This window comes from Devosia epidermidihirudinis (genome assembly GCF_000971295.1).
In the GTDB taxonomy this organism is placed as follows: Bacteria; Pseudomonadota; Alphaproteobacteria; order Rhizobiales; family Devosiaceae; genus Devosia; species Devosia epidermidihirudinis.
In genome coordinates this window covers 93,089-119,662 of record NZ_LANJ01000020.1, presented here as the reverse complement: position 1 = coordinate 119,662, position 26,574 = coordinate 93,089, and the positions used below count along the sequence as shown (strand labels likewise).

The following is a 26,574-nucleotide window of genomic DNA, read 5'->3' as shown; positions in this document are numbered from 1 at the left end:
GGGGGAGGGAGACGACTGCGACCCCTATCCCCCTTATCCTCCCCCATCCCACCATCCCGCATACTCCACCCATCCCCTCACCATGCGCGGTCATGACGAGTGATGAGTGTGGGGAATGTCGGGGAGCACGGGGTCGCCCAGGCTTGCGTACGGCTGCTGACCACCGGTCCGGGGTTACCCCCAGCCTGAAAGGGTGACCGCTCGATGCGGGTACGGAAAATCCCGACACAGTGGCGAGGCCTTGGTTTCACCATTCCACTACCCATTCGAGACCCGGGTCTCGCCATTGTCGCATGTTCATCCCCGCCTTCGCCGGACGGCGCCTTCGCACGCCTCTTGCATCGACTCATAAGTCTGTGCTTATGTGTGTGCATGAGCGAAGTCGATATTTTCAAGGTGCTGGCCGATCCGACCCGTCGCGCGGTGCTTGAGCGGCTGGCAGGAGCCGAGATGACGGCCACCGATCTGCGCGAAGGCTTTGCCATCTCGCAGCCTGCCATGTCGCAGCATCTTGCGGTGCTTCGGGGGGCAGGGCTGATCAGCGAACGCCGCGAGGGGCGCTTTGCCCATTATCGGGTTGATCCAGAGGGCATGGCGCCGCTGCATGACTGGCTGACGCGCTACCGGGCGTTCTGGCCCGATCGGATCGGCGCGCTCAAGGATCTGCTCAAGGAGATGGACCAATGATGTCGGATACCGAAGCTCTGGTCTTTGAATGTGCGCTCGACGCGCCGCCGGAGAAAGTCTGGCGCGCGCTGACCATTCCGGAATATCTCGAGCGCTGGCTCAAGCCCGCCAAGAGCGATGAGCTGGCGGTGGTGACGGCGGAAGAAAATCGCTCGCTGACCTATCGCTGGCGCGAGTCCGGGCAGGGCGCCATCGTCGGGCTGGAGGATAGCCTCGTGACGTTCGACCTGACGCCCACGGCCGATGGCGGCACCTGGTTCAGGCTGACCCACGCCCCGGTGGCCATCCCCGCCGCCGCCAACAACAACGCGCCAACCATGCGGCTGGCGGCCTAAGACCCACACCTCATTTTTGAACGGAGATCGCCGATGCGCGACATGATGGCACTCGTCCCTATGGTCGTCGAACAATCCAGTCGGGGGGAGCGATCCTTCGATATCTATTCTCGCCTGCTGCGCGAGCGGATCATTTTCGTCAACGGTGAGATCGAGGACAACATGGCCGCGCTCGTCTGTGCGCAGCTGCTGTTCCTTGAGTCGGAGAATCCGAAAAAGGAGATAAGCCTTTATATCAACTCGCCCGGTGGCGTCGTGACGGCGGCCTTGGCCATGTATGACACGATGCAGTTCATCGCCGCGCCCGTCGGCACATTGTGCATGGGCATGGCCATGTCGGCGGGGTCATTCCTGCTGATGGCGGGCGAAAAGGGCAGCCGCGTCTGCCTGCCCAATGCATCGATCATGCTGCATCAGCCGAGCGGCGGCTATCAGGGCAAGGTCACCGATATCATGCTGCATGCCGAGGAAAGCATGCGCCTCAAGCGGCGCATGAACACCATCTATGCCCAGCATTGCGGGCGGACATATGAGGAAGTGGAAGCGGCGTTGGAGCGGGACAACTTCATGACGCCAGAGCAGGCCCGTGACTGGGGCGTGGTCGATCATGTCTATCATGACCGGGCAGAAATCGGGGCGGTTGCCCGCCCCGAAAGCTGACTAGTGCATGGCGTCGGCGCTGGGTTGGGCGCTGGCATATTCCGGGCTGACGCCAAACAGCTTGCCCTTTTCGGCGACGAGAATGCAGATCAGTGCCAGCACGCCCATGGCGAAATAGCCGGTAGCGGCGGGAATGGTGGTGCCGTTGAACATCTGGCCGACGAAGCCACCGATCAGCGCGCCACCCACGGTCTGGATGAAGCCGAACACGGACGAGGCGGTTCCGGCGACGGCGCCGAGCGGCTCCATGGACAGCGAGTTCATGTTCGATGCGGCCCAGCCGAAGCAGAACATGATGATGCAAAGCAGCGACAGCAGCAGCCATAGCGGCAGGAAACCGGCAATCGCCAGCACCAGCCAGATGCCGGAGAACAGCGTGAACACCAGCATGGCGCCATGCGACAGGCGGCGCATGCCAAAGCGGCTCACAATGCGCGAGTTGGTGAACGAGGACACCGCCATCAATGCCGCCACGCCGGCAAAGGCGAGGGGGAAATAGACGCCGAGCTCATAGATATCGACATAGATCTGCTGGGCTGAGCTGATGAAGCCAAACAGCGCACCGAACAGGAATGTGCCGGCGAGGCCATAGGAGAAGGCCGCGCGGTTGGTGCACACGGTGACGAAGCCGTCGATGATGGAGCGGAACGTCAGTGGGCGACGCTTGTCGAGGGGCAGCGTTTCGGGCAAGCGGAAATACGTCCAGGCCCAGAAGGCCGCAGCGAGCGCGCCCATGAACAGGAAGATCGTCTGCCATGGGCCGGTCAGCAGCAAGATCTGGCCGATGCCAGGTGCGATGACGGGAATGGCCATGAACACCATGAAGGTCAGCGACATGACTTCAGCCATTTCGCGGCCCGAATAGCGGTCACGCACGACCGAGGTGGCGATGACGCGCACGCTGGCGGCGCCCATGCCCTGCACAAAGCGCAGCGCGAGTAGAATGCCAAAGCTTGGCGCGAAGGCTGCAACAATGGCGGCGATGACATAAATGCCCATGCCTATCAGCAACGGCGCGCGGCGACCGAAACGATCAGTGAGCGGCCCGAAAGCCAGCTGCGCCGTGCCCATGCCAATCATGTAGGCGGAAATCACGAACTGGCGTTCGTTCTCGCTGCTGATGCCCAGCGCCTCGCCCATATAGGGCAGGGCGGGCAGCATAACGTCGATGGCCAGCGCGTTGAGCGCCATGAGCGCAGCGATCAGGGCAATGAATTCAGGACGCGAGAGAACCCGCGTGAAGTGATCGGACATACAAAGACTCGGAATTGTGCGACCAGGCACGGCCGACGCTAACACGGGCGGACCATGGACCCGGAATATGACTTTGGCAAGAATTGATCGGCCAAACACGATGGTTCGGCCGATTGATTGGTTCAGGCAGCTTTGAGAGAAAAATTAGGCACGCTGCGCTCGTTGATTGGCAGATGGATTGCCGCCGAAGCAAGGCCGAGCATGATGCCGAGGTACCAGACGAGGTCGTAGTGGCCCGTCAGATCGAACACCACGCCGCCGAGCCAGACGCCCATGAACGAGCCGAGCTGGTGGCTGAAAAACGCGATGCCATAGAGCATGCCCATATAGCGGGCGCCGAAGAACAGGCTGACGAGGCCAGCCGTCAGCGGCACCGTCGACAGCCACATCAGGCCCATTGCCGCAGCAAAGACGAGGGCGCTGACTTCGGTTACGGGGAACAGCATGAACAGTGCAATGGCCACGGCGCGCAGGAAATAGATCGAGGCCAGCATCAGTTGTTTGGGCAGGCGGCCACCGAGATAACCGGCCAACAGCGAGCCGACGATGTTGAACAGGCCAATGACGGCAATGGCCCAGCTGCCAACCTCAGGCGTCAGGCCGCACTGCACGAGATAGGCGGGCATGTGGACGTTGATGAAGGCGAGATGGAAGCCACAGACGAAGAACCCGATGACCAGCAGGCGATAGGACCCATGGCCCCAGGCCTTGGCGATGGCTTCCATAAAGGGCAGGTCGGCCTGGCCCTCCTGCGTCTCGGCTCGGCCGCGCAGGGCAAAGGACAGGGGGATGATCAGCAGCAGCAATGCACCCAGCCAGATCAGCGCGCTCTGCCAACCAAAGGAGTTGATGAAGCCCTGGCTGATCGGAGCGAAGATGAACTGGCCAAAGGACGATGCAGCCGTGGCGACGCCGAAAATCAGCGAGCGCTTCTCGGCGGGCACCGAGCGGCCAAATGCAGCCATCACCACGCTGAACGAGCAGATGGCAATGCCGAGGCCAGTGATGATGCCGGCGGTGACGATGAGAACGCTCGCATCGGGCGAGAACGCCATCAGCAACACGCCGAGCGCATAGACGGCGCCGCCGAGGGCGATGGTGCGACCGGTGCCGACGCGATCGGCAAAGGCGCCGGCGAATGGCTGCGCGATCCCCCATGCCAGGTTCTGGATGGCCATGGCCATGCCCCAGCCCTCGCGGGTCAGGCCCAGATCTGCCGACATTGGCAGCGTGAACAGACCAAAGCTGGTACGAACACCATTGCCCAGCGCCGCAATGGCGCAGCCGGCGATGATCAGCACCATCAACGGCACTGCGGGGCGAAGGGCAGAAGGGGACATGGGACGCTTCCGAAAGAGAGACGACCTGTCTACGCCTGCGACATCATCACGCAAAGCAATATTGGTGAATGGGCTCCATCAATATCAGTGATGACTTGACCCCCGGGCCAATCGCGCTGAAAAAGCGGCCATCAAAGGAGCCTAGCCTTGATCCGCCATATCGTATTTTTCACCGCCAAGACCGAAGACAACCTCGACGCCATCTGTGATGGCCTCAATTTGCTCGGCACCATTCCGCACTCGACTCACTTCGAGGTGACGCGGAATACCAAGGTGGACCAGATTTCAAATGAGGTGGACGTGGTGGTCTATGCCGAGTTCGCCGACGAGGCGGCTCTGGCAGCGTACAAGGCCCATCCTACTTATGACGAGGCCACGCGGCGCGTGCGGCCCTTGCGGGAAATCAGGCTTTCAGCCGACGTCATCGCTAAATGAAGAACGCCGGGCGCTAGCCCGGCGTTTCGTTTTGATCAGGCGGTTGCCTTGACCGCGATGCCTGCACCCTCAAGGTGGGTCTGCAGTTCGCCGGACTGGAACATCTCGCGCACGATATCGGCGCCGCCAACGAATTCGCCCTTCACGTAGAGCTGGGGAATGGTTGGCCAGTTGGTGTAGGCCTTGATGCCGTCGCGCAGTTCGGCGCTTTCGAGCACGTTGGCGCTGCCATATTCAACGCCGAGATAACTCAGGATCTGGACGACCTGACCGGAGAAACCGCACTGCGGAAAATCTGGCGAGCCCTTCATGAACAGGAAGATGTCGTTGTTCTTCACCTTGTCATCGATGAAAGCATTGATGTCGGTCATAGCGCGATGCCTTTCGTGGGTCCGGGGCGAGCCGGAAAATTCGTTGGCCATAAATAGGAGCTTGGCCGGGCTCTGTCGAGGGCTGCCATCGGCATTTGCCGATCAATCCTTCGCCACTGGCTTGGCAGATGAGAGGCGCTCGGCAACCCATGCGTGGTTGGTGAAGTCTTCGACGGTGTTGAACACCGTACCCTCCCAGCCCGCGGCATTTGCCGTGGCGATCACCTTGGGCGTGTCATCGAAGAACAGTGGCGGTTCCGCCTGTGGGCCGATGCGCTGGTCCACGTAATCGAAGTATTTGCCGCTGGCCTTGGTCACGCCGATGCGTGCCGAATAAAAGATATCCTCGAACAGAGAATTGAGCCCAAGATGGGCCCAGAGCCAGTGGGCGCGCATGTGTTCCTGGTTGGTGGCGATGAACAGGCGGACATCTTCCTTGGCCTTGAGTGCCCGGATGGCGTCGAGCAGGTCTGTGTTGAGAACGCTGTCCTTCTCCAGCCAGTAGTTGAGAAACACCATGGGTGATCCTTTGTAGCCAAGGCTGGGTAGGCGCTTTTCCAATGCGGAGATGACCGAGACTTCGCCGATGATCACCCGCTTGATGAAGATATCGAAGATGAACTCTTCGGTGAATCGCTTGGGATCAACGCCCATGTCGGCGAGCATGTCGGTGTTCCAGGCGCGAACATGGGCGGGGTTGGTATGCATGCCATGGATCAGTACGCCATCGACGTCGAAAATCAGTGCTCTGGTCATGCGTTACTCGGCCAATCGGGAGTGCGGAAAATGCGGCGAATGCCGACGCCTTCATTGGGTTCGCCCTTGAAGCGCGGCGTGATGTGCAGGTGGGCGTGGAACACATGCTGCCCGGCGACAGCGCCGACATTCCAGCCCAGCGTGAAGCCGTCTGGCGCACGATCAGCGAAGTATTGCTTGGCTGCGACCAGAATTTTTCCGAACGCGGCCCATTCATCGGGCGTGAACTCGAATGGGGTCTCGCTGTGACGACGCGGCACAATCATACCAGCGACTGGCACCATGGGATCGATACTGCCTAGCATGTAGAACTTGTCGTGTTCGATGAGTGGCGTATCGACGAGCAGGGCGTTTTCGAGACAGAAACGGCAGCCCGGCTTCACATCACTCATGGGGTCGGTTTTGCCGAAGCGCCAAGTCCGACAAGGACTTCAGTAGGGATGTTGAGTTCTTGAATCACGTCGGCATGCTTGCGGAAGCCGATCAACTCACGCTGGACGAAATAGGCCCAGACGTGTTGGCGGGCGTCATGAAGGCGGCTGGGGCGGTCGTCAGTGGCAGCTTTCAGAGCTGCAATAGAAGCGATGACGCGCTGTTCTGCAGCGCCGAGCGAGGATGCCCGCTCGGCGAGAATTTCGTGGTCGAGTGCCGCCGTGCCCGCCTCGGGGCGGACCATGGCGATCAACTCGAGCGAGTCGCGGAGCGACAAGTGCTTACTCCGGAACGCTGGTCTGGAGGGCGAGGGCGTGGAGTGCACCACCCATGTCGCCCTGCAGGGCTGCATAGACGAGCTGGTGCTGCTGCACGCGGGATTTGCCACGGAACTGCTCGGAAATCACCGTTGCAGCATAGTGGTCGCCGTCACCGGCGAGGTCGCGGATATCAATGTCCGCGTCGGGGAGAGCTGCCTTGATCCGGCGCTCGATTTCGCTGGCATCCATGGCCATGGCTTGTCTCCTCAATCACATCGGCAACAGGCCGAACACCCCATTGATATGGCATGGGGTGTCCCGAGCTTCAATATCAGCGGTCAAGACAGCTGTTACTGCGGGGCGATTGTGGGGTCGGTGCTTGACGGGGCGACCTCCGCGCCGATGCAGCATTCGGCATCGGCACGGGTCGAGAAATTAGCGATGATGAAGTTAACCAACGGACGCGCATCAGCGGCCACGTCGGTCGCATACATGCAGTCGAGCGTATAGCCGCGGCCGGAATCGACAGTTTCGGTGTGCACGATGGTCAGCGGCTGGTCCATCGGCGAGTCGGTGCTGGTGCCGTCATAGACCAGCGCGGTGCCGCCCTGGTATGGCGTGGTCGACTTGGTGCCGAGCTTGAAGCCGGAGAAGTTGGTCGACCAGCTTGAATTCACCTCGTCGTCGTTGAGCGAGGCGAGGGCGCCTTCGGGCGTCCAGTCCGTGTCCTCGACCGGCACGATCGTCAGGGTGCATTGTAGCGGCGCATTGGGGTGATTGATCGTCACGGGGGCGCCCACGCCGCCGGTCGCGACCATCACCTCAGGATAGATCAGCGTATAGGGCTGATCGGGCAGGATGGAGCGGGTGACGTTGACGCTTTGGGCAAACACGACGGCTGGCATCAAGCCAAAAGACAGGGCCGCAAGGCAGCTAGTTGCCAGACGTAGGTTCATCGAAATCTCCAGAAAATGAAAATCGCCGCCCTTCGGAGTCAAAACACCCCAAAGAGCGGCGATCATAAGGCGAATAGGTGCTTTAGCTTGTCTGGCCGTCCATATAGCTGGGGAACCAGCCTTCATGAGCGGCCTTGAGATCGGCCACTGGAACCGCCCGGGCAGCGCCTAGAACGAGGTCGGTGCCACCAGTGCTGCCGATCCAGGGAGCGAAAATGCCGAGGTCCTTGGCTTCGTTCCACAGCGCTGCCAGTTCATCGCCCTGCGGGTCGAGATTGACAGTGATGAGGTAACGGCCCTGATCCTCGCCGAAATACTGCAGGATCGGATCGTGGTCGTTGAGATCAACGACCGTCGCGCCAATGCCCGAAGCTATGGCCATTTCAGCCAGCCCAACGGCCAGGCCGCCGTCGGACAGGTCGTGTGCGGCGGTGACGACGCCCGAGCGGATCAGCTTGCGCACGAAATCGCCGGTGCGGCGTTCGTGAGCAAGATCAACATGAGGTGCGGAGCCATCGCGGCGACCGAACAGGTCGCGCAGATAAATTGACTGGCCGAGATGGGTGCCGCGATTGCTCGGTGCGCCAACCAGCAGGATTGCCTGGTTCTCGGCGGCAAAGCCGATACGGGCCATCTGGCTCCAGTCAGGCAGCAGGCCAACGCCGCCAATGGTCGGGGTCGGCAGGATGCCGCGGCCATTGGTTTCGTTGTAGAGCGACACGTTGCCCGAGACGATCGGGAAGTCGAGTGCAGTGCAGGCTTCGCCGATCCCCTTGATGGCATGAACCAGCTGGCTCATGATTTCGGGGCGTTCGGGATTGCCGAAGTTGAGGTTATCGGTCGCGGCCAGCGGCTCGGCGCCGGTCACGGTCAGGTTACGCCAGGCTTCGGCCACAGCCTGCTTGCCACCCTCATAGGGGTCGGCTTCGCAATAGCGTGGGGTCACGTCCGAGGTGAATGCGAGGCCCTTGGTGCCGTGGCCCTCGACGCGGATCACGCCGGCATCGCCACCCGGGCGCTGCAGGGAATTGCCCTGAATGAGCGTGTCATACTGCTCGTAGACCCAACGGCGCGATGCCGTCTGGTGGCCGCCAACCAGCTTGAGCAGGGCGTCGGCCACGTCCATCTGCGGAACGTCGCCTGCGGCGAGGGCAGGGGCTGGGGCAGCTGGGGTCCAGGGACGATCATATTCGGGGGCTTCGTCGCCGAGTTCTTTGATCGGCAGATTGGCGACTTCCTCGCCCTGCCACATCACGCGGAAGCGCAGGTCGTCGGTGGTCTTGCCAACCGTGGCGAAGTCCAGCTCCCACTTGACGAAAACGGCGCGGGCTTCGGCTTCCTTTTCCGGATGCAGCACCATGAGCATGCGCTCTTGGCTTTCGCTCAGCATCATCTCATAGGGCGTCATGTGTGTTTCGCGGACCGGCACCATGTCGAGGTTCAGCTCGATGCCGAGATCGCCCTTGGCGCCCATTTCGACAGCAGAGCAGGTCAGGCCCGCTGCGCCCATGTCCTGAATGGCGATGACGGCGCCCGTGGCCATCAGCTCAAGGCAGGCTTCGAGCAGGCGCTTTTCGGTGAAGGGGTCGCCGACTTGAACGGTCGGGCGCTTCTCTTCGATATCGTCGCCGAACTCGGCCGACGCCATGGTCGCGCCGCCAACGCCGTCGCGACCGGTCTTGGCGCCGAGATAAACGACGGGCAAGCCAACGCCTTCGGCCTTGGAGTAGAATATCTTGTCGGTATCAGCCAGGCCAGCCGCAAAGGCGTTGACCAGGATGTTGCCGTTATAGCGCTCGTCGAATTCGACCTCACCACCAACAGTGGGAACACCAAACGCATTGCCGTAGCCACCGATGCCGGCAACGACCCCGGAGACGAGGTGCTTGGTCTTTTCATGCTCAGGGGCACCAAAGCGCAGGGCGTTCATTGCCGCGACGGGGCGGGCCCCCATGGTGAAGACGTCGCGCAGAATGCCGCCCATGCCGGTCCCCGCGCCCTGATAGGGCTCGATGAAGGACGGATGGTTGTGCGATTCCATCTTGAAGACGATGGCCTGGCCGTCGCCGATATCGACCACGCCTGCGTTTTCGCCGGGGCCCTGAATAACGCGGGGACCCGTGGTCGGCAGGGTCTTGAGCCATTTCTTGGACGATTTGTACGAGCAGTGCTCGTTCCACATCGCCGAGAAAATCCCCAGCTCTGTATAGGTCGGCTGGCGGCCGATCAGGGCGACGATCTTTTCAAACTCGTCTGGCTTGAGGCCGTGGTCGGCGACGAGCTTGGGCGTGATTTCGATGTTGTTCTGATAGGTCATCCGGCGGTTCCGTATGGAGGCTCTGGGAAATATTCCATGAAGGTCTGGGTGGAGCGGGCGACATCTTCGCCAAACAGGTGGCCGACAAGCCAAAGCGCCATGTCGATACCAGCCGAAACACCTGCGCCGGTCAGCACATTGCCGTCGCGAACGTAGCGCAGGGTTTCTTCTAGGATGGCGTTTGGCGCAGCGGTGCGGAAGAATTCGTGTGCCGAGCGGTTAGTCGTGGCGTGCTTGCCATCGAGAAAGCCGGCTTTGCCAAGCAAGGCGGCGCCGGTGCAGACAGAGGTCTGCCAAGTGGCAGTGGCAAGGTAGGGCTGAATGGCGGCGATAAACTCGGCGTTCTGGGCTAGCGGGCGCGTGCCCTTGCCGCCGGGGATCAGCACGACATCAGCATGCGGCGCCTTGGGGAAGGCATGGTCGGCGACGACATAGAGGCCCTTGGCACAGCGAATGGCGGTTTCGGGCCACCCCACAGTAAACACCTCAAGCGGCGCTCCGATCTGCTTGGCCATGGTGAAGACTTCCCATGGACCGACGAAATCGAGTTCTTCGACGCCGTCAAAGATCAGGATGCCCACGCTAATGGATTGGGCGATCTCAGCCACGGACCGCCACCTTGGGCTTTGCCAGCCACTGATCGAGGTAGATGACGATGCCGGTCAGCACTGCCAGAGCGACTGTCATGCCTGCCGCGTTGATCAGCACTTGCGGGTACCCCAGCTTGATCGCGTTGAGGTTAGGGTAGGGATATTCCTGCACCCAGGCCCCGCGCGCCACGACGTAGACGAAATAGACGAAGGTGGGCACCAGCATCACTGGCAGATTGGGCCAGCGCAGGTGGCCGTGTGGCTGCGCCGAGAGCCACCACAGCATGTAGAAGATCGGGCAAAGATAATGCAGCAGCTTGTCAGCGAGCTCGAACAGGCCATCCAGCTCGGACAGATGCCGCAACACGAAGTACACGTAGAGGCTGACCAGCGCGATATTGGCCGCCATCAAGCCACGCACGATGGGCTGGCGGAACAGGTCGAGCCGCGCCGTGGGCAGGATGGTGGAGAGATAGATCAACACCAGCACGATGTTGGTGAGGATGGTGTAATAGGAAAAGAACGCGCCCAGTGCGCCGAAGACGTCGCGTCCGCTGGCCAGATAGGCCTGCATGGAAATGAAGAACTGCAGCCCAAGGCCGCCCGCGCCAAACAGCAGACCCAACCACGTGAGAAGATTGCGCGGGTTGACTGGCGCGCGGCGGAACATCAGGCCGCTTGCCCCAGCAATCCTGAGAACAGTGCACGACCGTCGCTGCCACCATGAGCTGCTTCGATCAGGTTTTCCGGATGCGGCATCAGCCCCAGCACGTTCTTCTTTTCGTTGAAGATGCCGGCGATGTCGTTGATCGAGCCGTTCGGATTGGTGCCTTCGGCATAGCGGAAAGCCACGCGGCCATCGCCTTCGAGGCGTGCCAGCGTTTCGCTGTCAGCGAAGTAGTTGCCGTCGTGGTGAGCGACAGGGCAGCGGATGATCTGGCCCTGCGTATAACCACGGGTGAAGTCGGTCGCAGCATTGGCGACTTCGAGCTTGACCTCGCGGCAGACGAATTTGAGGCTCATATTGCGCATCAGCGCGCCGGGCAGCAGGCCTGCCTCGATGAGGATCTGGAAGCCGTTGCAGACGCCCAATACCTTGACGCCATTGGCGGCGCGGTCGCGGACTTTGTCCATGATGGGGGAGCGGGCAGCGATGGCGCCACAGCGCAGATAGTCGCCGTAGGAGAAGCCGCCGGGAATGACCACGAGGTCAACGTCGGGCAGGTCGGCATCCTGATGCCAGACCAGCGCAGGTGCTGTTCCGGAAATCTTGGTCAGCGCCGCGATCATATCGCGGTCACGATTAAGGCCGGGAAAGACGATGACTGCGGATTTCATCGGCTGATCCTCGCTAATGTCGGGGTTGCGAGGTCCTTGTGGTGAGTCTTGGCCAAAAAGGCAAGGGGCGAGATTGCATATCCCGCCCCCAGAGCTTCAACACTGCGTATTCCGGCTATTCCGCGGGCGTGGCCGCCGGGTTGGGGCGCGCGCCGCGGGTGCTGGGAATATGAGCCCAGGCGGGACGCTCGAACAGGAACTTGCCGAACCCGGTGCGCTGCACCAGCCAGTAGAGCACCAGCGGTGAGATGATCGCGATGGTCATGACCAGCAACGTCAGCACTGTGGGCTCCAGCACGTTGAGTTTGATCAGGACGGTCCGGGCAATGCCCATCGGCAGTACGAATGCCACGTAGATAATCAGCGACTTGCTGCCCATCCAGCGCAGCCAATCCATCCAGGGCAGCCGGGTCAGTAGGGCGGCGACGACGCAAAGGGCCGAGGTGCCGATGAGCGCCAGCACGAGATGCACGCCGGGCAGGCCGGCAAAGCCCATCACCGGATGAACCGGATGCATAGCGAAGCCGGGCGAAAACACCAGCGCGGCATTGGCGACGGCCCATAGCGCTAATCCACCAAGTGCCAGCCCGACATTGCGGATAGCCCAATCTGCAAGGCGGAAGAGGGCGGGGGCCAGCACATAGCCTGCATAGAAGAACACGAAGTAGGCGCAGAACTGGTCGAACAGATAGCTACCGGTCTGGATCGGTGCCATTTCGAGGATCGCAGCGACGCCAAAGACTGCCCAGGTCGGCACCTTGAACTGGTGGGCGAGCTTGGCGGCGGCGCTGACCGCGGCCAAAAGGTAGATGAACCAGAGCACGCCATAAGGCTCGACAACGGCCCAGGCGATCTGCACGGCGGCGGCGCCGGGCGCGGCAGAGAGCAGGCCGACCTTGAAGACGATGTGGATGACCGCCCAGAGCGCATAGAAATAGAGGTAATGCACCACGCGCCTGTCGGCGAAGTCGCGCCAGGGCCGCTCGATGACCTGCGACAGGAACAGGCCGGAGATCAGGAAAAACTCGGGCATGCGGAACGGCGTGGCGAAGGCGATGGCCCAATGGACCGCGCCAACGCCGCCAGTGTCTTCGCCAACACTGGTCGCTGCATACATCATGACGACGAGAAAAATGGAGAGGCCCTTGGCCATGTCCACCCAGTCGAGCCGCTGTCCTGAGACTGCCATGGCCGCACTCCGTTCGAATTTTGGAGGCATGATATCGCCAAGTCGCTGCCAAAAGGGCAACGTCCTGCGGACAGGCTTAAGGGAAGTGCTTAACTGGTAAGGATTTTCCTAAACCCTCACCAAGGGCCGTCGAACCTAGACTGGAACCGAGGCGTAGGCCGCGAAAAGCAGGCCGAGGGTCGCGATAAACATCACGGAGAGAGAAAGCGTTTTGAGCATGACAATGTGGTCCTGCGCCAATGTGCGGCGCGGCAAAAGCTATAGCGCCCAGGCGTTAATTTGAGATTTCTATCGCGAAGTTTTCGATGACCGTATTGGCCAACAGCTTCTCGCACATGCTGGTCAACTGGGAACGGGCTGCTTCCACATCCGTTCCCTCGAGTACCAGATCAAACACCTTGCCCTGTCGCACAGATGCGACGCCTGGGAAGCCGAGGCCCTTGAGGGAGCCTTCGATGGCCTGGCCCTGTGGGTCCAGAACGCCGGCCTTGAGGGTGACGGTGACGCGCGCTTTCATCGAGATACCTTAAGCCGGATTACTGAACGAGACGCGGACCGGTGGTCAGCGCATTGTCGGTTTCAACCAGAATGCCAAGGCGCTGAGCGACTTCGCGGTAGCTTTCCACCAGACCGCCAAGGTTTTCGCGGAAGCGATCCTTGTCCATCTTGTTGCGGGTCTTGATGTCCCACAGGCGGCAATTGTCTGGCGAAATCTCATCGGCCAGAACGACGCGCATCATGTCGCCTTCATAGAGGCGACCGCACTCGATCTTGAAGTCGACGAGCTGGATGCCGACGCCCATGAACAGACCCGACAGGAAGTCGTTGACGCGGATCGCAAGGCTCATGATGTCATCGAGCTCGGCAGGGGTGGCCCAACCAAACGCGGTAATGTGTTCTTCGGAAACCATGGGGTCGCCGAGAGCATCGTCCTTGTAGCAGAACTCGATGATCGAGCGGGGCAGCTGGGTGCCGGGCTCGAGACCGAGTCGCTTCACCAGTGAGCCAGCGGCGACGTTGCGCACGATGATCTCAAGCGGGATGATCTCGACTTCCTTGATCAGCTGCTCGCGCATGTTGATGCGCTTGAGGAAGTGAGTCGGGATCCCCAGGCCGTTCAGCTTGGTGAAGATGAACTCGGAAATGCGGTTGTTCAGGACGCCCTTGCCATCGATGACTTCGTGGCGTGCGCCGTTGCCGGCGGTAGCGTCGTCCTTGAAATACTGGACCAGAGTGCCCGGCTCAGGACCCTCAAACAGGATCTTGGCCTTGCCTTCATAGATCTTGCGCCGACGGTTCATAGTATGTCCGTATCAATGAAGGGATGGGATGATTTTGGCCGCTTCATGCGCCAGATCAGGGCAAATATGCAAGCCCTTTCGCATATGGACATAGAACACGCGACCAAAGTGTTGCACGATCAAGCATATGGTCGCAGCGGACCAGCTCCGGTTGAATCGACCAGATCGACTACCTATGTGCCTTTAAGATGCCTCACGGCGGAAATTGTAAAGCTAGACGGGAGAGTTGCATGAGCCAGTTCGACGACCGCAAGAAGGGCCAGGAAGCCAAATTCGCGTTTGACGCCGAAAAGAAATTCAAGGCCGAAGCCCGCCGCAACAAGCTGCTTGGCCTGTGGGCTGCAGAGCTGCTCGGTCACACTGGCGATGCTGCCAACGAATATGCCGCTGAAGTCGTCGCTGCCGATTTCGAGTCGCCAGGCGAGGAGGATGTATTCCGCAAGGTATCGAGCGATCTGGCCGCCAAGGGCGTCAGCGTCGACGAGGCAGCGATTCGGGCGAAGATGGCCCAGCTCGCGATCACCGCCAACGAGCAGGTCGCTGCTGAGGGCTAATCAAGCTCTAGCCAAATGAGATTTGGGGAGCTGACCAATGGTCGGCTCCCTTTTTATTTGCCGATGACGAAGGCCATGCCGATGGAGGCGGGGGCGGTCGGGTTGAAGCCGAACTTGGCGTAGAGGTGCTGTGCGTCGCCGTCGGCGATCAGGCTGACATAGGCGCCCTTGGGGGCGGTCTGCTGCAGGTGGTCCACCAGCCGGCTGACGATGGCCTTGCCAATGCCCTGTCCCTGGAATTCTGGCTCGACGGCAATGTCGGTGATTTGAAACGCGGTGCCGCCGTCGCCGATGATGCGACCCATGCCGATGGCGCGGCCGTCCACATGGGCCACCACGGCAAAGTAGGTGTTGGGCAGGCCGCGCGATGCAGCTTCCTCGGATTTCGGGCTAAGGCCCGCGGTGACCCGCAGGCGGCAAAAGTCTGCGACCGATGGTGTCTCGGCCCGGTAGGTGACTGTAGTGCCGGACATGATCAGGCCTTGAGGCGCTGCATTAGTCGGGTGAACATCAGCAGACCCTCAGGCCATGGGCCGTGGCCGGATTCCAGATTGATGTGACCTGCCTCCCCGGCCTGATGGAAGTCCGACCCCCAACAGGTCGCGAATTCGACAGCCCGGTCGATGGTGCAATAGGGGTCGTTGTTGGAAGCAACCAACAGCGATGGGAAGGGCAATGGGTCCCGCAGGATCGGGCGGAACTCCAAGGTCTCTTCAGGTACGTCGGGGTTCAACTCAATGTCGGGTGGCGCCACGAGGAACGCGCCGCGCACATTGACCAGTCGCGGCGCGACATGCACCACAGCATGCACTGCCAGCGAGTGGGCTACCAGCACGACGGGGCGTGTGGCGAGCAACACGGCTTGTTCGATGGTTGACACCCAATCGTCGAGGTCGGGCTCAATCCAATCGGCCTGCTCGACGATCGCTGCGCTGGACATGCGTTCAGCCCAGCGCAATTGCCAATGGCCAAGGCCGGAGCCCCCAAGGCCGGGCAGGATCAGGATGTCGGCTTCGGAGATTTTCATGTGCGATCGGTCCTATCGCGATAGAAACAGGCATTGGTCTGGGTCAGTCCGATTTTTTGGTAGAATCCTTCGGCGCCAGGCAGCGCCAGCAGAATGATGCTGACGCGAGGACCGAGGATATTGGCGGCTGTATCCATGAGCGTTGAGCCGACGCGGTTTCCTTGGCTGGATTCGGCCACGGCCAAGTCAGCACAATAGCAAACCCAGGCCCAATCGGTCATGCCGCGGAAAATTCCCACCAGAGCGCCGGTGTCGTCGCGTGCCGTCACAATCAAGTCGGACCCGTCCAGCATGGCCTGAAGCCGCTCGGGATTGCCGAGCGGCCGGGTCGGGCCGAGCTTGGATGCGCCGACGCACGCGATGTAGTCGGCGGCAGATACCTCAGTTTCCTGGGCGTAGACGAGCGGCATCAGACCTCGCCGAACACGCGCTTGAAGATCGTGTCGACGTGCTTGAGGTGGTACGCGTCATCGAACATGTCGTCGATTTGTGCATCGCTCAGAGTCACTTCGGGGTCGGCTTTGAGATTCTGGGCAAACAGCCCTGCACGGTCACCGCGATGCTCCCAAACCTTCATGGCGTTGCGTTGGACGGCGGCGTAGCTGTCCTCGCGGCTGTAGCCAGCCTGGGTCAGCGCAAGCAGGACGCGCTGGGAATTGTGCAAGCCACCGAGCAGGTCGAGATTCCTACGCATGTTCTCAGGGTAGACGACTAGCTTGTCGATGACACTGGTTAGGCGGGCGAGCGCGAAGTCGAGGGTGACTGTCGCGTCGGGGCCAATCATGCGCTCAACCGAGGAGTGCGAGATATCGCGCTCATGCCACAAGGCGACGTTTTCCAGCGCGGGGGTCACCATGCCGCGCACGAGGCGAGCAAGGCCGGTGAGATTTTCGGTCAGCACAGGGTTACGTTTGTGTGGCATGGCCGAAGACCCCTTCTGACCAGGGGAGAAGAACTCCTCGGCTTCGAGCACTTCGGTACGCTGCAGATGGCGGATTTCGACGGCCACGCGCTCGATGGAGCTGGCAACAACGCCGAGGGTGGCGAAGAACATGGCGTGACGATCGCGCGGGATCACCTGTGTGGAGACGGGCTCGATGGCGAGGCCGAGCTTTTCAGCGACGTATTCTTCGACCTGTGGGTCGATATTGGCGAAGCTGCCGATAGCGCCAGAAATGGCGGCGGTGGCGATTTCAGCGCGGGCAGCGACGAGGCGAGCACGGTTGCGGGTGAATTCCGCATAGGCCTCGGCCAGCTTCACGCCAAAGGTCGTTGGTTCGGCATGGATGCCGTGGCTGCGGCCGATGGTGATAGTGTTTTTGTGCTCGAGGGCACGGCGCTTGATGGCGGCGAGCAGGGCATCGACATCGGCGATCAGCAGGTCAGCCGCACGGGCCATCTGCACAGACAGCGTGGTGTCCAGAATATCCGAGGAGGTCATGCCCTGGTGCACGAAGCGGGCGTCGGGGCCGACGATCTCGCTCAGGTGCGTGAGGAACGCGATGACGTCGTGCTTGGTGGTGCGCTCGATTTCGTCGATGCGGGCAACGTCGAAGCCATAGTCACCCTTCTCGGCCTTGCGGGCGTTCATCACGTCCCAGATGTTCTGCGCGGACTCCTTGGGCACCACACCCAGCTCGGCGAGCTTGGTGGTGGCGTGCGCCTCGATTTCAAACCAGATGGCGAAGCGGGTTTCGGCGGACCAGATGTCGACCATTTCAGGGCGGGAATAGCGCGGAATCATCGGCTTAGGCTTTCTGGTTCAGAGATTGAGTCAGGCGCGGATGGTGGTGGCAGCGTCGCGAATGGCGGCGATACGGGAGGCATAGGTGCTGGTGTCATTGCCACCGAGAATGGCCGTGCCGGCCACGAAGACATTGATGCCTGCCTGGGCAAGTTCGCCAGCATTGGCAGCGGAAACGCCTCCGTCGACTTCCAGCTCGATTGGGCGATTGCCGATCAGGGCGTTGGCTAGGCGGATCTTTTCCATCGCATGGGGGATGAAAGTCTGTCCGCCGAAACCGGGGTTGATGCTCATCACCAACAACAGGTCGATATCGTCGAGAATGTGCTCGACGGCAGACAGGGGGGTCGCCGGATTAATGGCGACACCTGTGCGCTTGCCCTCGGCGCGGATGGCCTGAAGCGTGCGATGCAGATGTGGGCCCGCCTCGGCGTGAACCGTGATGCTGTCTGCACCAGCCTTGGCGAAGGCGCTGACATACGGGTCCACCGGCGCGATCATCAGATGCACGTCAAACGGCTTCTTGGTCAGCTTGCGGATCGACTGCATGACGCCCGGACCAAAGCTGATATTGGGGACGAAATGGCCGTCCATGATGTCGACGTGGAAGTAATCAGCGCCCGCATTGTCGAGGGCGACAACCTCCTCACCAAGGCGACTGAAGTCCGCCGACAGGATGGAGGGAGCGATGCGAATGGGTCGATTGGTCATGGAGCCTGCCTTGCCATGAAAGGATGCGCCTTTGCCTTATCGCTCCAGGGTGGCGCGGGCAAGGGCAGGGCGGCAATTCGCTGGGTGAGAGGCTGCGTGCCCCAAACAAAAAAAGGCCCCCGGACAGGTCCGGGGGCAGTGCGGAGGGGAGGCGCTCCGCTGGCTGGGCGCTGACGCCTAGCCGTTATCGAGCCAGCTGACCTGTTCGGGCGTCAGCTTGATGTCGAATGCCAGCAGGCTATCGTCCAGCTCGCCGAGGGTACGCGGCCCGATCAGCGGGATGGACGGGAAGGGCTGGGCCAGAACGAAGGCGAGCGCGACATGGATCGGGCTTTTGCCCAGCTTGGCGGCCAGCTCGATGGCGCGGTCGCGGCGGGCAAAGTTCTTGTCATTGTACCAGCAGCGGATCAGCTCTTCGTTGTCGAGCTTGTCGCGACCGGCACGGTCGGTGAAGAAGCCGCGACCCTGGCTCGACCAGGAGAAATTTGTGACCTGGCGTTCCTTGAGCCATGCCTTCCAATCGTCGGTGGACGCGGTGACGCAGCCATCCCAGATCGGGACCAGCATTTCGGACAGCGCGAAGTTGTTCGACAGCGCCATGGGCTTGGTCTTGCCGGTGCGTTCGGCGTAAGCAGTGGCTTCGTCGAAGCGTTCCTTGGTCCAGTTCGAGCCGCCGAACGGTCCGCGAATGCGGCCCTTCTTTACTTCGGCGTCCATGGCGTCGACGAATTCGCCAACTGGAACATCGAGATTGTCGCGGTGCATGAAGTAGACGTCGACATAGTCGGTCTGCAGGCGATCCAGCGACTGAGTCAGCTGCTTAGCGATGACGTCAGGGTAGCAGAGGGGGCTGTGCGCGCCCTTGCCGATCAGCACGGCGCCTTCGCGGGTGCCGCGGTTCTTCTGCCATTCGCCGAATAGGGTTTCGGTGTAGCCGCCACCATAAATGAAGGCCGTGTCGAAGATATTGCCGCCCTTTTCCCAGAAGGCGTCGAGCAGGATCGAGCCGGAGGCAAAGCTGCGGAAATCTTCGAAACCCAGCGCGACAGCCGAAGCCTGCTTGCCGAGGCCTGGGATCGAGCGCTTTGGAATGACGCCGGTGTTTGGACCCAGCTTGCGGTTGGACAGCGTGTTGACGCGCTTATCTGACTTTTCGATCGAGAACTCGATCCCCGCGTCCTTGCGCCATGCGTCGAGCACGCGGGCATTGCCCAGGCTGTCGGCCCAGCTCATGCCGGGAGCAGCGAGTTCCTGACGCTTGGCGAAGATGGCTTCGGCGGCGGCGTCGGCCTCGAACGAATAGACATGGCGCTCTTCGCCCACGCTGATCGTTTCGGTCTTGCCGTTCTTGATGATGTCGATCTTGCCGACGCCCTTTGTGCGGTCACCACCAGCGAACCAGAAGTCTGGCACTTCGATGCGGCCTTCCGAGCCGTGGATGCGCAGCACGTTGTCGAGATTCACCATCACGGCGCACGAGACCTGAGCCACAATGCCGTTCTCGAAGGTAAGGATGGCGGCTGCCCAATCGTCAGTGCCTTCGGCATTGAGCTTGGCCGTACCCGATACCTTGACCGGGTCAGCGAAAGGCTTGCCGAGAGCAGCGCCAGCGATGAAGCGAGCCATGGAAACGGGGTAGCCGCCAACGTCGAGGATACCGCCACCGGCGAGGTCTGAAGCGAACAGACGGTGCTGGGGCTGGAATGTGCCCATGGAGAAGCCGAAGCTCGACTGGATCATGCGCACATCGCCTATGACGCCCGATGCGATCAGGTCGCGCAGTTTGGCGGCCTGCGGATGCAGGCGATACATGAAGGCTTCGCCAGCAAAAGTGCCTGCCTTGCGGTGAGCATGGAACACGGCGTCCATCTCGAACGCCGAGAGGGCGAATGGCTTTTCAACGAGAACGTGCTTGCCCGCTTCAGCAGCCTTGATGGCCCATTCTGCGTGGCCGGTGTGGGGTACGGCAATATAGACGGCATCGATTTCAGGATCGGCCAGCAAGGCGTCATAGCCGTGTATGATACGCGCGCCCGGAAAATCGGTCGCGAGGCCGGGTTTGTTCGGGTCGCGCGTGGCGATGGCCGCGAGCACGCCGTGTTTCGAACCGGCGACGCCGCCTTGGAACGCCTTGGCGATGCTGCCTGGCCCGATAATGCCCCAGCGGATTTTTTGGTCAGTCATAGTCTTGATCCTTGCTCAAGTCATGGACCCTCAGGGTCCAATTTTGGTCAGCGTGCCCCCCGGTGGATGCCGTTCGCTGCGCGCGAAACGTCATCCTTCGGATCGCCGTGAAGGTGTCGCGGTCAGCGCAAACGCTGACCGGCGGAATCGAAGAGGTAGGCCTTGTCGGCTGAGATCGAGACGGTGATGCGGTCATTGCCGTTGGTGTGGCGCGACTCTTCGTGTTCGATCACCACCAGCTCACCGCCGGAGTTGGCGTAAACATAGCTGGTGGAGCCCAGGTGTTCGGCGGCGTCGACATGCAGCGTCACGTCGACACTGCCTTTGCCGGGCAGCCCGAAATGCTCGGCGCGAACGCCCAGAGTCACCTTTTCGCCCACCGCGCCCCCGGTGACCGGCAGGGTCAGCCGTGTGCCAGGATGCTTGACCAGTTCGATGGTGACACTGGCGCCGATTTTTTCGACGATCTCTGCGGACAGGAAGTTCATCTTGGGCGAGCCAATGAACCCGGCAACGAACTGATTGGCTGGGTTGTCGTAAAGCTCAAGAGGCCTCCCTACCTGTTCGATCCGGCCATCGCGCAGCACCACAATGGTATCGGCGAGGGTCATAGCCTCCACCTGATCGTGGGTCACATAGATCATCGTCGCTTGGAGCTCACGATGCAGACGGGCAATTTCGATGCGCATGTGCACGCGCAGCTCAGCGTCAAGGTTTGAGAGTGGTTCGTCGAACAGGAATACGTCGGGGTGCCGCACGATGGCGCGACCGATGGCGACGCGCTGGCGCTGGCCACCGGAAAGCTCCTTGGGCAGGCGGTCCAGCAGAGGCTCAAGCGCCAGAATGCGGGCGGCTTCATTGACCTGCTTGGCGATCTGGTCCTTGGCCACACCAGCAAATCGCAGGGCAAAGCCCATGTTTTCGCGTACCGTCATATGCGGGTAAAGCGCATAGGTTTGGAACACCATGGCGATCCCGCGTCGGGACGGATCGACATCGTTCATCCGCTTGCCGCCGATGTTCAGGTCCCCACCGGTAATCGGCTCGAGGCCTGCGATCATGCGGAGCAGTGTAGACTTGCCGCATCCGGATGGGCCGACGAACACGACGAATTCCTTGGCTTTGATATCAAGGTCTACGCCCTTGATAACGTCCAACGAACCATAGGATTTACGAATTCCTTTGAGGCTGAGGCTGCTCATTTCATGTCCCTCATTTGACGGCCCCCAGCATGCCCTGAACGAACTGGCGTTGCAGGACGAAGAAGATGATGAGGGTTGGAAGAGTTGCGAGCACAGTCGCCAGCAGGATGACGCCGTAGTCGGGCGTGTATGCGGCGGTGAGTGCAGAGATCACCAGTGTGATGGTTTTGTTCTCAGGGGTTTGCAGCACGATGAGCGGCCAGAGATAATTGTTCCAGGCGCCCATGAAGACGATGATAGTCGCTGCCGCGTAGGTGGAACGCATGGTCGGCAGGTAGACAAAAAGGAAGATCTGCCATTCCTTCAGGCCATCCACACGCGCTGCGTCGCGAAGATCTCCTGGAAACGCCTTCGTTGCTTGGCGGAAGTAGAAGATGATGAAGATCGAGGCGATGGTGGGCAGGATCACCGCAATAAAGGTGTTGTTCAGCTGTGCCCGGGAAATCAGGACGAACAGCGGCACCATCAATGCGGCAAACGGGATCGACAGGAATAGCAATAGAAGCTGGAACACGCGTTCGCGAACGCGCGAACGGAAGATTTCGAAGCCGTAGCCGGCCAGCGATGAGACGGCGAGCGTCAGAAGTGTCGATATGATGGCGATCAGGAACGAGTTGCCAAAAACGCGCACCAGGTCAACTTGCGCCAGCAGGTTTTGGAAATTGACCAACAGATTGCTGCCCAGCGAGAGTCTGCCAGTGACGATATCGTTAGATTTGTTGGTGGCGCCGAGCGCCATCCAGATGAACGGAAAAACCGAAATGAAGGCAGCCAGCGACAGAAGAACATAAGTCGCGGAGCGCCGCAGCAAGGCCATGTTCATGATGCTCTCCTGCGATCGCGGGCGATGACGAACTGGACGATGCTGAGTACAGCCACAATGGCCACGATGACCCAGGACACCAGGGCCGAATAACCAAAGCTCGGCATCATGCGGAAGGTCAGGTTGTAGATATAAAGCGACAGCGTCATCGTGCCGTTTCCGGGACCACCCTGGGTGATGTTGTTCACCTCGTCGAACAGCTGCAGCGTGCCGATGGTCGAGAGGATTGTGGTGAACAGGATCACCGGCTTGAGCATTGGCACCGTGAGGTTCCAGAACCTGGCCCAGGCTGGAACACCATCGATGCGTGCGGCCTCATAGATCGACTTGTCGATGTTTTGCAGCGCGGCCAGGTAGAAGATCATATTATAGCCGGTCCAGCGCCAGGTGATGGCGGTGATGATGACCATCTTGGCCCAGAACGGATCGGTCAGCCATGGAATGGGCGCACCGATCAAATGTAGAGATACCAATGTCTGGTTGATGATGCCGTCATTGGAAAACATCGACTTGAACAGGCTGGAATAGGCGATCAGCGATGTCACGCAGGGCAAAAACAGCAAGGTCCGGAACACGCCACGAAAACGCAGCGTTGCATCGTTGAGCGCCACCGCGAACAGCAGCGCCAGGACGATCATGATCGGCACCTGGATGATGAAAAAGATGATGGTATTCGACAGCGCGTGCACCAGCAGTGCATCGTTGGCCAGTCGCTGGATATTGGCCAGGCCGCCGAAAGAGAAATTGTTGCCCCGCCCGACTTGGAAGCTCATCCAGAGCGACCAAAGGATGGGGTAAATCATGAATATCCCGAGTAGTACCAATGCCGGCATAACGAATGCCCAGCCGTTGATCTGCTCGTTCCTGTGCAAACGAGTCGTCGCCATGCCCACTCCGATCATGTGTGTTGGAGTTCCACGATAAGGGGCGGGCTGAGCCCGCCCCCCATTGGCGGGAGTTTATTGCATCTGCTGGCGCAACTGGGCGTCGATCGCCTTCAGTGCGTCATCGATGCTGCCCCCATTGGCAATATTGGGAAGTTGGGCGCGAACAGCGAGACGGGCTTCGGGTGTAAAGGTGCCGTAATCGACAGCGGGAACCTGGGCCAGCCAGTCGGAGAAGTTCTGCCACACTGGCTCGTCGTTAAAGAATGGGTCACTGGCCTTGTAGGCTGCGCCTTCACGAGCCGCGAGCAACGAACCGACAGCCCCCTGATTGACCAGGATGCCCTGGTAGAAGTCGACGTCTTCCGCCCAGATGGTCTTGAGGAAGTCTACGGCTTCTTCCTGGTTCTTGGACGAAGACAGGACGTACCAGCTGGAGCCGCCATTGTTGGAATAGTGCGTTGCACCTTCAACATCGTTGAGCTTGGGAAGCGGAGCCACGCGCCACTTGCCGGATTGATCAGTTGCGGACTTGATGGTGCCGGTAATCCAGACACCCTGCGGGACCATGGCGACCTCGCCCGAGGTGAAGCCGCCGGTGTAGCCCGTCCAGTCCGATACCGGCTTGATGAGGCCGCCCTGTGCCATCTTCTGGAAAACCTCAAGGGATTCCTTGAGGGCAGCATTATCGATAATGTTCGGCTCGTTGCCTGGCTTGAGATACCACTGGCCAGTGGACTGCATCATCATGATGATCTGGCCGTCATCATTATAGTCCATGTCGATCAGCTGGTGACCGGTCTTGGCCAGCACGTCTTTGCCAATTTCGATGAGACGGTCCCAGGTAATGTCCTGGACGTCTGCAGGCTTGTAGCCAGCTGCTTCGAGATAGTCGGAACGATAAAAGAGCCCGGTCACGCCGGAGTCGAAGGGCAGGGAGTACGACTTGCCCTCGTAGGTTGCCGCCGCAACCTTGTAGGCGGCAAACTTGGTCATATCGACCGAGTCCGAGAGTGGCACGAAGGCACCTGGGAACGACTGCAGGAAGCGCTGGATGTTGTCGTCCTGGATCAGCACGATATCGGGCAGGCCGTCGGAAACACCGGCAAGCAGTTGGGTCTGCAGCTTCTGGTTGATTTCGTCCTGAGTGACGTTGTTGACGGCAAAAGTGGTGTCGGGATGGGAGGCGGTGTAGCGCGCGGTGGCGTCGGTCATTGCCGCAATATTAAAGTTGGGGTCCCAGCACCAGACTGTCAGTTCACCAGCCGAAGCAGCGGCTACGCTCAAAAAACTCACGCTGGCCAGTGCAACACCAAGCATCAGGCTGCGCCGCGAAGCAATGCGGTTCATTGTAATCCTCCCTTTTCAATTGCTCTTATGTTGAGCGCTTTCTAAGCTATCGTCATTGCGCATGGCGTCCCTCACAACGGGCATGCAGAATGGGCGGAAAGTAAGATGGCACAAAGGGCGTATTACGAACCCGGCACGAACGGGGTTGAACGACTTCCAACCTCTCTGACGATGTTTCACGCATCACCGCTTTTGATGCGTACCGCCCACTGGCACGCCCAGGTTGAAGTCAACTATGTGGTTCAGGGCTGGGCCCATTACACGATGGGCAATCACTCGATCCGTTTTCACAAGGGTGATCTCGCCCTGTTCTGGGGCGGACGGCCGCATTTGCTCAACGACGCCTCAGAGGATCTGGTCTATGCGGGCGGTCACCTGCCGCTGGTGCATTTTTTCCGACTCCGCTTACCGACCGATGTTCAGTCCAAGCTGATGCAGGGCGCGATCCTTTTGACCAGCGCAACAGACGTTTCGGATGCCTTGAACTTCGAGCGCTGGAACAAATATGCGCGATCGGGCGACCCGATGAAGGCGGGGATGGCGGTGGACGAACTGCTACTGCGCATCGAGCGCATCCGGTTTGATCCGTACACGTTATTGCCTGACACCCAGTCGATGCAGGAGTGGGGCGGGATGGATCATCATGCCTCGCCCATCGTGGTGCGCATCTGCGATTACATCGCTGATAATTTCCGCGAGGAGATCGACTCCGCAGACATCGCTGCGGCTGCGGCGATCCATCCGAAATATGCAATGAGCGTGTTCAAGAAATCGACCGGCATGACGCTGAACGATTATGTGAACCTGATGCGGCTGAGCTATGCGCAGGCGCTGCTGATGCAGGACGACGCCAATGTGCTGCAGGTGGCGATGGATAGCGGCTTTGGCTCGCTCAGTGCGTTCAACAAGTCATTCCGCAAGATAGCGGGCATGTCCCCCAGCGACTTCCGGCGCGATGTACGCGCACGGCCAAGTGCACCGATCGATAAGTGCCTGGTTCTCGACGAGCGGCTGAACTAGGAGTGGCCCTCGGATCAGGTCCGAGGGCAGCGTGTGAGCCTAGGGGAAAGTACCTACTAGTGGCTGCCGGCCAGTCGCTTTTCCCCGGCTTCGATGCGGATAGGCAGCACGTTTTCTGGCGGTGGCAATGGACAGACGGCGTGCTCCGTGAAGGCGCAGGGCGGGTTGATCGCCTTGTTGAAGTCCAGAACGATGGTCTTGTCCGTAACGTCTTCGCCGAAAACGAAGCGCGACGCAGGATAGGTCGTGTCTCGCGAGGTCAGGTCGCGGATGACGAACTGTGGCGAGGTCGCTGTCCCATGGGTCGCGTAAAGCTCAAACTGCTGACCATCGTGGGTGAAGACAGCCTTATGGGTCGCCTGCACGTCCGTCGGGATGGACTTGCTGGTGTCGACCGTCATGCCCTTGGGTGTTTCGAGGGAAACCCACTCTGCCACAATCCGCCAGTCGGGGCGGGTGGGGAAATACTCGATGGGTGCCAACTCGTCCGGCGCTGTTGAGGCTGTGTCGCGGATACGCAGTGCGTTCTGGCCATTGAGCGTGGTGACTTCGAGCAGCAGAGAGCCCACGGTGAAGCGGGGTGGGTGCGCCTTGTTGAGCTTGAGCACCTGTGCCGGTCCACCATCGGCTGGCGTGAAGGTCACGCCGCCGTTTTCGTCCTGCGTCAGCGAACCGACATGGTCTGGGCCTGCGGAGAGAACCAGATCATTGTCAGCGGCGGTGCCGACCGTGGTGGTGCCATTCTCGAGCCAGAAGCGGCCGATGATGTTTAGCCAGCCTTCCGGGCCCTTGAGATTGGCGAGGCGCTTGACCTTCCAGGCTTCAAGATCGGTGAGATAGTCGGACATGGTACG

The 26,574-nt window shown here is 60.5% G+C and carries 32 protein-coding genes; 6 read left to right on the top strand and 26 right to left on the bottom strand.

What is annotated here, in order from left to right; translation table 11 throughout:
* Positions 1–372 precede the first annotated feature (372 nt).
* The 3 genes from WH87_RS13865 to WH87_RS13855 are packed head-to-tail and all read left to right on the top strand — an operon-like array spanning position 373 to position 1,682.
* The gene (locus tag WH87_RS13865) at positions 373–687 is read left to right on the top strand and encodes an ArsR/SmtB family transcription factor (RefSeq protein WP_046138696.1); all 315 of its coding nucleotides are present in this window, start codon (positions 373–375) and stop codon (positions 685–687) included.
* A complete protein-coding gene (locus WH87_RS13860; RefSeq protein WP_052726360.1) occupies positions 684–1,022 on the top strand; it encodes an SRPBCC family protein in 339 nt (112 codons plus the stop codon). Before WH87_RS13865 ends, WH87_RS13860 begins: the two co-directional genes overlap by 4 nt.
* Before the next feature lie 33 nt (positions 1,023–1,055).
* Positions 1,056–1,682, top strand: coding sequence for an ATP-dependent Clp protease proteolytic subunit (locus WH87_RS13855; protein WP_046138697.1), 627 nt, complete (start codon positions 1,056–1,058; stop codon positions 1,680–1,682).
* Here WH87_RS13855 and WH87_RS13850 read toward each other — a convergent pair whose 3' ends face one another.
* A complete protein-coding gene (locus WH87_RS13850; protein WP_046138698.1) occupies positions 1,683–2,936 on the bottom strand; it encodes a multidrug effflux MFS transporter in 1,254 nt (417 codons plus the stop codon). It abuts the gene before it with no gap.
* 122 nt (positions 2,937–3,058) lie between these two features.
* Entirely contained in the window at positions 3,059–4,276 is a 1,218-nt protein-coding gene (locus WH87_RS13845; RefSeq protein WP_046138699.1) for an MFS transporter, read from the bottom strand.
* Between the two features lie 147 nt (positions 4,277–4,423).
* Between WH87_RS13845 and WH87_RS13840 the strand changes: the two genes are divergently transcribed.
* Positions 4,424–4,711, top strand: coding sequence for a Dabb family protein (locus WH87_RS13840; RefSeq protein ID WP_046138700.1), 288 nt, complete (start codon positions 4,424–4,426; stop codon positions 4,709–4,711).
* Between the two features lie 35 nt (positions 4,712–4,746).
* Here WH87_RS13840 and grxD read toward each other — a convergent pair whose 3' ends face one another.
* The 13 genes from grxD to purC all read right to left on the bottom strand — a co-directional run bounded on the left by grxD (position 4,747) and on the right by purC (position 14,221).
* Complete coding sequence (gene grxD, locus WH87_RS13835) at positions 4,747–5,082, bottom strand: Grx4 family monothiol glutaredoxin (protein ID WP_046138810.1); 336 nt, start codon at positions 5,080–5,082, stop codon at positions 4,747–4,749.
* Positions 5,083–5,184: 102 nt separating this feature from the next.
* Complete coding sequence (locus WH87_RS13830) at positions 5,185–5,838, bottom strand: HAD-IA family hydrolase (RefSeq protein WP_052726361.1); 654 nt, start codon at positions 5,836–5,838, stop codon at positions 5,185–5,187.
* On the bottom strand, positions 5,835–6,230 hold the full coding sequence (locus WH87_RS13825) for an HIT family protein (protein ID WP_052726362.1): 396 nt from the start codon (positions 6,228–6,230) through the stop codon (positions 5,835–5,837). The genes WH87_RS13830 and WH87_RS13825 overlap by 4 nt, the downstream gene beginning before the upstream one ends.
* Positions 6,227–6,547 (bottom strand): DUF6665 family protein, encoded by a 321-nt coding sequence (locus tag WH87_RS13820; protein ID WP_245622421.1) that lies wholly within the window; start codon positions 6,545–6,547, stop codon positions 6,227–6,229. The genes WH87_RS13825 and WH87_RS13820 overlap by 4 nt, the downstream gene beginning before the upstream one ends.
* A 4-nt stretch (positions 6,548–6,551) precedes the next feature.
* Positions 6,552–6,785, bottom strand: a complete 234-nt coding sequence (locus WH87_RS13815) for a BolA family protein (RefSeq protein WP_046138701.1) — start codon at positions 6,783–6,785, stop codon at positions 6,552–6,554.
* Between the two features lie 95 nt (positions 6,786–6,880).
* Positions 6,881–7,486 carry a hypothetical protein gene (locus WH87_RS13810; protein ID WP_156458234.1) on the bottom strand — a complete coding sequence of 202 codons (606 nt, stop codon included), beginning with the start codon at positions 7,484–7,486 and terminating at the stop codon, positions 6,881–6,883.
* An 82-nt stretch (positions 7,487–7,568) separates the two neighbouring features.
* A complete protein-coding gene (gene purL / locus WH87_RS13805) occupies positions 7,569–9,803 on the bottom strand; it encodes a phosphoribosylformylglycinamidine synthase subunit PurL (protein ID WP_046138703.1) in 2,235 nt (744 codons plus the stop codon).
* Positions 9,800–10,411, bottom strand: a complete 612-nt coding sequence (locus tag WH87_RS13800) for a DJ-1/PfpI family protein (protein WP_197410812.1) — start codon at positions 10,409–10,411, stop codon at positions 9,800–9,802. The genes purL and WH87_RS13800 overlap by 4 nt, the downstream gene beginning before the upstream one ends.
* Complete coding sequence (locus WH87_RS13795; protein ID WP_046138704.1) at positions 10,404–11,063, bottom strand: Pr6Pr family membrane protein; 660 nt, start codon at positions 11,061–11,063, stop codon at positions 10,404–10,406. The genes WH87_RS13800 and WH87_RS13795 overlap by 8 nt, the downstream gene beginning before the upstream one ends.
* On the bottom strand, positions 11,063–11,731 hold the full coding sequence (purQ, locus tag WH87_RS13790; protein ID WP_046138705.1) for a phosphoribosylformylglycinamidine synthase subunit PurQ: 669 nt from the start codon (positions 11,729–11,731) through the stop codon (positions 11,063–11,065). The genes WH87_RS13795 and purQ overlap by 1 nt, the downstream gene beginning before the upstream one ends.
* Before the next feature lie 115 nt (positions 11,732–11,846).
* A complete protein-coding gene (locus WH87_RS13785; RefSeq protein ID WP_046138706.1) occupies positions 11,847–12,920 on the bottom strand; it encodes an acyltransferase family protein in 1,074 nt (357 codons plus the stop codon).
* 274 nt (positions 12,921–13,194) lie between these two features.
* Positions 13,195–13,437, bottom strand: coding sequence for a phosphoribosylformylglycinamidine synthase subunit PurS (purS, locus tag WH87_RS13780; RefSeq protein ID WP_046138707.1), 243 nt, complete (start codon positions 13,435–13,437; stop codon positions 13,195–13,197).
* A 19-nt stretch (positions 13,438–13,456) separates the two neighbouring features.
* Complete coding sequence (gene purC, locus WH87_RS13775; RefSeq protein ID WP_046138708.1) at positions 13,457–14,221, bottom strand: phosphoribosylaminoimidazolesuccinocarboxamide synthase; 765 nt, start codon at positions 14,219–14,221, stop codon at positions 13,457–13,459.
* Positions 14,222–14,451: 230 nt separating this feature from the next.
* Between purC and WH87_RS13770 the strand changes: the two genes are divergently transcribed.
* Positions 14,452–14,775 carry a DUF1476 domain-containing protein gene (locus WH87_RS13770; protein WP_046138709.1) on the top strand — a complete coding sequence of 108 codons (324 nt, stop codon included), beginning with the start codon at positions 14,452–14,454 and terminating at the stop codon, positions 14,773–14,775.
* A gap of 53 nt (positions 14,776–14,828) precedes the next feature.
* Here WH87_RS13770 and WH87_RS13765 read toward each other — a convergent pair whose 3' ends face one another.
* From WH87_RS13765 to WH87_RS13720, 10 genes are all read right to left on the bottom strand, one after another.
* Positions 14,829–15,248, bottom strand: coding sequence for a GNAT family N-acetyltransferase (locus WH87_RS13765; protein WP_046138710.1), 420 nt, complete (start codon positions 15,246–15,248; stop codon positions 14,829–14,831).
* Between the two features lie 2 nt (positions 15,249–15,250).
* Complete coding sequence (locus WH87_RS13760; RefSeq protein ID WP_046138711.1) at positions 15,251–15,802, bottom strand: RBBP9/YdeN family alpha/beta hydrolase; 552 nt, start codon at positions 15,800–15,802, stop codon at positions 15,251–15,253.
* The gene (locus WH87_RS13755) at positions 15,799–16,212 is read right to left on the bottom strand and encodes a GNAT family N-acetyltransferase (RefSeq protein WP_046138712.1); all 414 of its coding nucleotides are present in this window, start codon (positions 16,210–16,212) and stop codon (positions 15,799–15,801) included. Before WH87_RS13755 ends, WH87_RS13760 begins: the two co-directional genes overlap by 4 nt.
* Positions 16,212–17,546 carry an adenylosuccinate lyase gene (gene purB / locus WH87_RS13750; protein ID WP_046138713.1) on the bottom strand — a complete coding sequence of 445 codons (1,335 nt, stop codon included), beginning with the start codon at positions 17,544–17,546 and terminating at the stop codon, positions 16,212–16,214. The genes WH87_RS13755 and purB overlap by 1 nt, the downstream gene beginning before the upstream one ends.
* A 30-nt stretch (positions 17,547–17,576) precedes the next feature.
* Positions 17,577–18,257 (bottom strand): ribulose-phosphate 3-epimerase, encoded by a 681-nt coding sequence (gene rpe, locus WH87_RS13745; RefSeq protein ID WP_046138714.1) that lies wholly within the window; start codon positions 18,255–18,257, stop codon positions 17,577–17,579.
* Between the two features lie 177 nt (positions 18,258–18,434).
* A complete protein-coding gene (locus WH87_RS13740) occupies positions 18,435–20,441 on the bottom strand; it encodes an aldo/keto reductase (RefSeq protein WP_046138715.1) in 2,007 nt (668 codons plus the stop codon).
* A 122-nt stretch (positions 20,442–20,563) separates the two neighbouring features.
* Entirely contained in the window at positions 20,564–21,643 is a 1,080-nt protein-coding gene (locus tag WH87_RS13735) for an ABC transporter ATP-binding protein (RefSeq protein ID WP_046138716.1), read from the bottom strand.
* 10 nt (positions 21,644–21,653) lie between these two features.
* On the bottom strand, positions 21,654–22,466 hold the full coding sequence (locus tag WH87_RS13730; RefSeq protein WP_046138717.1) for a carbohydrate ABC transporter permease: 813 nt from the start codon (positions 22,464–22,466) through the stop codon (positions 21,654–21,656).
* Positions 22,463–23,359, bottom strand: a complete 897-nt coding sequence (locus WH87_RS13725; protein ID WP_407060048.1) for a carbohydrate ABC transporter permease — start codon at positions 23,357–23,359, stop codon at positions 22,463–22,465. Before WH87_RS13725 ends, WH87_RS13730 begins: the two co-directional genes overlap by 4 nt.
* A gap of 66 nt (positions 23,360–23,425) precedes the next feature.
* Positions 23,426–24,700, bottom strand: coding sequence for an ABC transporter substrate-binding protein (locus tag WH87_RS13720; protein WP_046138718.1), 1,275 nt, complete (start codon positions 24,698–24,700; stop codon positions 23,426–23,428).
* Positions 24,701–24,805: 105 nt separating this feature from the next.
* Here WH87_RS13720 and WH87_RS13715 point away from each other — a divergent pair, with 105 nt between their 5' ends.
* Positions 24,806–25,720 carry a helix-turn-helix domain-containing protein gene (locus WH87_RS13715; protein ID WP_046138719.1) on the top strand — a complete coding sequence of 305 codons (915 nt, stop codon included), beginning with the start codon at positions 24,806–24,808 and terminating at the stop codon, positions 25,718–25,720.
* 56 nt (positions 25,721–25,776) lie between these two features.
* On the opposite strand, the gene WH87_RS13710 is transcribed toward WH87_RS13715, so the two are convergent.
* Positions 25,777–26,568: a DUF1684 domain-containing protein gene (locus tag WH87_RS13710; RefSeq protein WP_046138720.1), complete on the bottom strand. Its 792-nt coding sequence runs from the start codon at positions 26,566–26,568 to the stop codon at positions 25,777–25,779.
* Between the last annotated feature and the right edge of the window lie 6 nt (positions 26,569–26,574).

What these genes read in the sequence shown, in the direction of transcription:
- WH87_RS13850 (WP_046138698.1), bottom strand. Translation starts at nt 2,936, where the DNA reads ATGTCCGATCACTTCACGCGGGTTCTCTCGCGTCCTGAATTCATTGCC.
- rpe (WP_046138714.1), bottom strand. Translation starts at nt 18,257, where the DNA reads ATGACCAATCGACCCATTCGCATCGCTCCCTCCATCCTGTCGGCGGAC.
- WH87_RS13860 (WP_052726360.1), top strand. Translation starts at nt 684, where the DNA reads ATGATGTCGGATACCGAAGCTCTGGTCTTTGAATGTGCGCTCGACGCG.
- WH87_RS13765 (WP_046138710.1), bottom strand. Translation starts at nt 15,248, where the DNA reads ATGTCCGGCACTACAGTCACCTACCGGGCCGAGACACCATCGGTCGCA.
- WH87_RS13815 (WP_046138701.1), bottom strand. Translation starts at nt 6,785, where the DNA reads ATGGCCATGGATGCCAGCGAAATCGAGCGCCGGATCAAGGCAGCTCTC.
- WH87_RS13855 (WP_046138697.1), top strand. Translation starts at nt 1,056, where the DNA reads ATGCGCGACATGATGGCACTCGTCCCTATGGTCGTCGAACAATCCAGT.
- WH87_RS13735 (WP_046138716.1), bottom strand. Translation starts at nt 21,643, where the DNA reads ATGAGCAGCCTCAGCCTCAAAGGAATTCGTAAATCCTATGGTTCGTTG.
- WH87_RS13830 (WP_052726361.1), bottom strand. Translation starts at nt 5,838, where the DNA reads ATGACCAGAGCACTGATTTTCGACGTCGATGGCGTACTGATCCATGGC.
- WH87_RS13755 (WP_046138712.1), bottom strand. Translation starts at nt 16,212, where the DNA reads ATGCCGCTCGTCTACGCCCAGGAAACTGAGGTATCTGCCGCCGACTAC.
- purC (WP_046138708.1), bottom strand. Translation starts at nt 14,221, where the DNA reads ATGAACCGTCGGCGCAAGATCTATGAAGGCAAGGCCAAGATCCTGTTT.
- WH87_RS13720 (WP_046138718.1), bottom strand. Translation starts at nt 24,700, where the DNA reads ATGAACCGCATTGCTTCGCGGCGCAGCCTGATGCTTGGTGTTGCACTG.
- purB (WP_046138713.1), bottom strand. Translation starts at nt 17,546, where the DNA reads ATGATTCCGCGCTATTCCCGCCCTGAAATGGTCGACATCTGGTCCGCC.
- WH87_RS13795 (WP_046138704.1), bottom strand. Translation starts at nt 11,063, where the DNA reads ATGTTCCGCCGCGCGCCAGTCAACCCGCGCAATCTTCTCACGTGGTTG.
- WH87_RS13730 (WP_046138717.1), bottom strand. Translation starts at nt 22,466, where the DNA reads ATGAACATGGCCTTGCTGCGGCGCTCCGCGACTTATGTTCTTCTGTCG.
- purQ (WP_046138705.1), bottom strand. Translation starts at nt 11,731, where the DNA reads ATGAAATCCGCAGTCATCGTCTTTCCCGGCCTTAATCGTGACCGCGAT.
- WH87_RS13825 (WP_052726362.1), bottom strand. Translation starts at nt 6,230, where the DNA reads ATGAGTGATGTGAAGCCGGGCTGCCGTTTCTGTCTCGAAAACGCCCTG.
- WH87_RS13740 (WP_046138715.1), bottom strand. Translation starts at nt 20,441, where the DNA reads ATGACTGACCAAAAAATCCGCTGGGGCATTATCGGGCCAGGCAGCATC.
- grxD (WP_046138810.1), bottom strand. Translation starts at nt 5,082, where the DNA reads ATGACCGACATCAATGCTTTCATCGATGACAAGGTGAAGAACAACGAC.
- WH87_RS13770 (WP_046138709.1), top strand. Translation starts at nt 14,452, where the DNA reads ATGAGCCAGTTCGACGACCGCAAGAAGGGCCAGGAAGCCAAATTCGCG.
- purS (WP_046138707.1), bottom strand. Translation starts at nt 13,437, where the DNA reads ATGAAAGCGCGCGTCACCGTCACCCTCAAGGCCGGCGTTCTGGACCCA.
- WH87_RS13785 (WP_046138706.1), bottom strand. Translation starts at nt 12,920, where the DNA reads ATGGCAGTCTCAGGACAGCGGCTCGACTGGGTGGACATGGCCAAGGGC.
- WH87_RS13710 (WP_046138720.1), bottom strand. Translation starts at nt 26,568, where the DNA reads ATGTCCGACTATCTCACCGATCTTGAAGCCTGGAAGGTCAAGCGCCTC.
- WH87_RS13865 (WP_046138696.1), top strand. Translation starts at nt 373, where the DNA reads ATGAGCGAAGTCGATATTTTCAAGGTGCTGGCCGATCCGACCCGTCGC.
- WH87_RS13845 (WP_046138699.1), bottom strand. Translation starts at nt 4,276, where the DNA reads ATGTCCCCTTCTGCCCTTCGCCCCGCAGTGCCGTTGATGGTGCTGATC.
- WH87_RS13760 (WP_046138711.1), bottom strand. Translation starts at nt 15,802, where the DNA reads ATGAAAATCTCCGAAGCCGACATCCTGATCCTGCCCGGCCTTGGGGGC.
- purL (WP_046138703.1), bottom strand. Translation starts at nt 9,803, where the DNA reads ATGACCTATCAGAACAACATCGAAATCACGCCCAAGCTCGTCGCCGAC.
- WH87_RS13715 (WP_046138719.1), top strand. Translation starts at nt 24,806, where the DNA reads ATGGCACAAAGGGCGTATTACGAACCCGGCACGAACGGGGTTGAACGA.
- WH87_RS13810 (WP_156458234.1), bottom strand. Translation starts at nt 7,486, where the DNA reads ATGAACCTACGTCTGGCAACTAGCTGCCTTGCGGCCCTGTCTTTTGGC.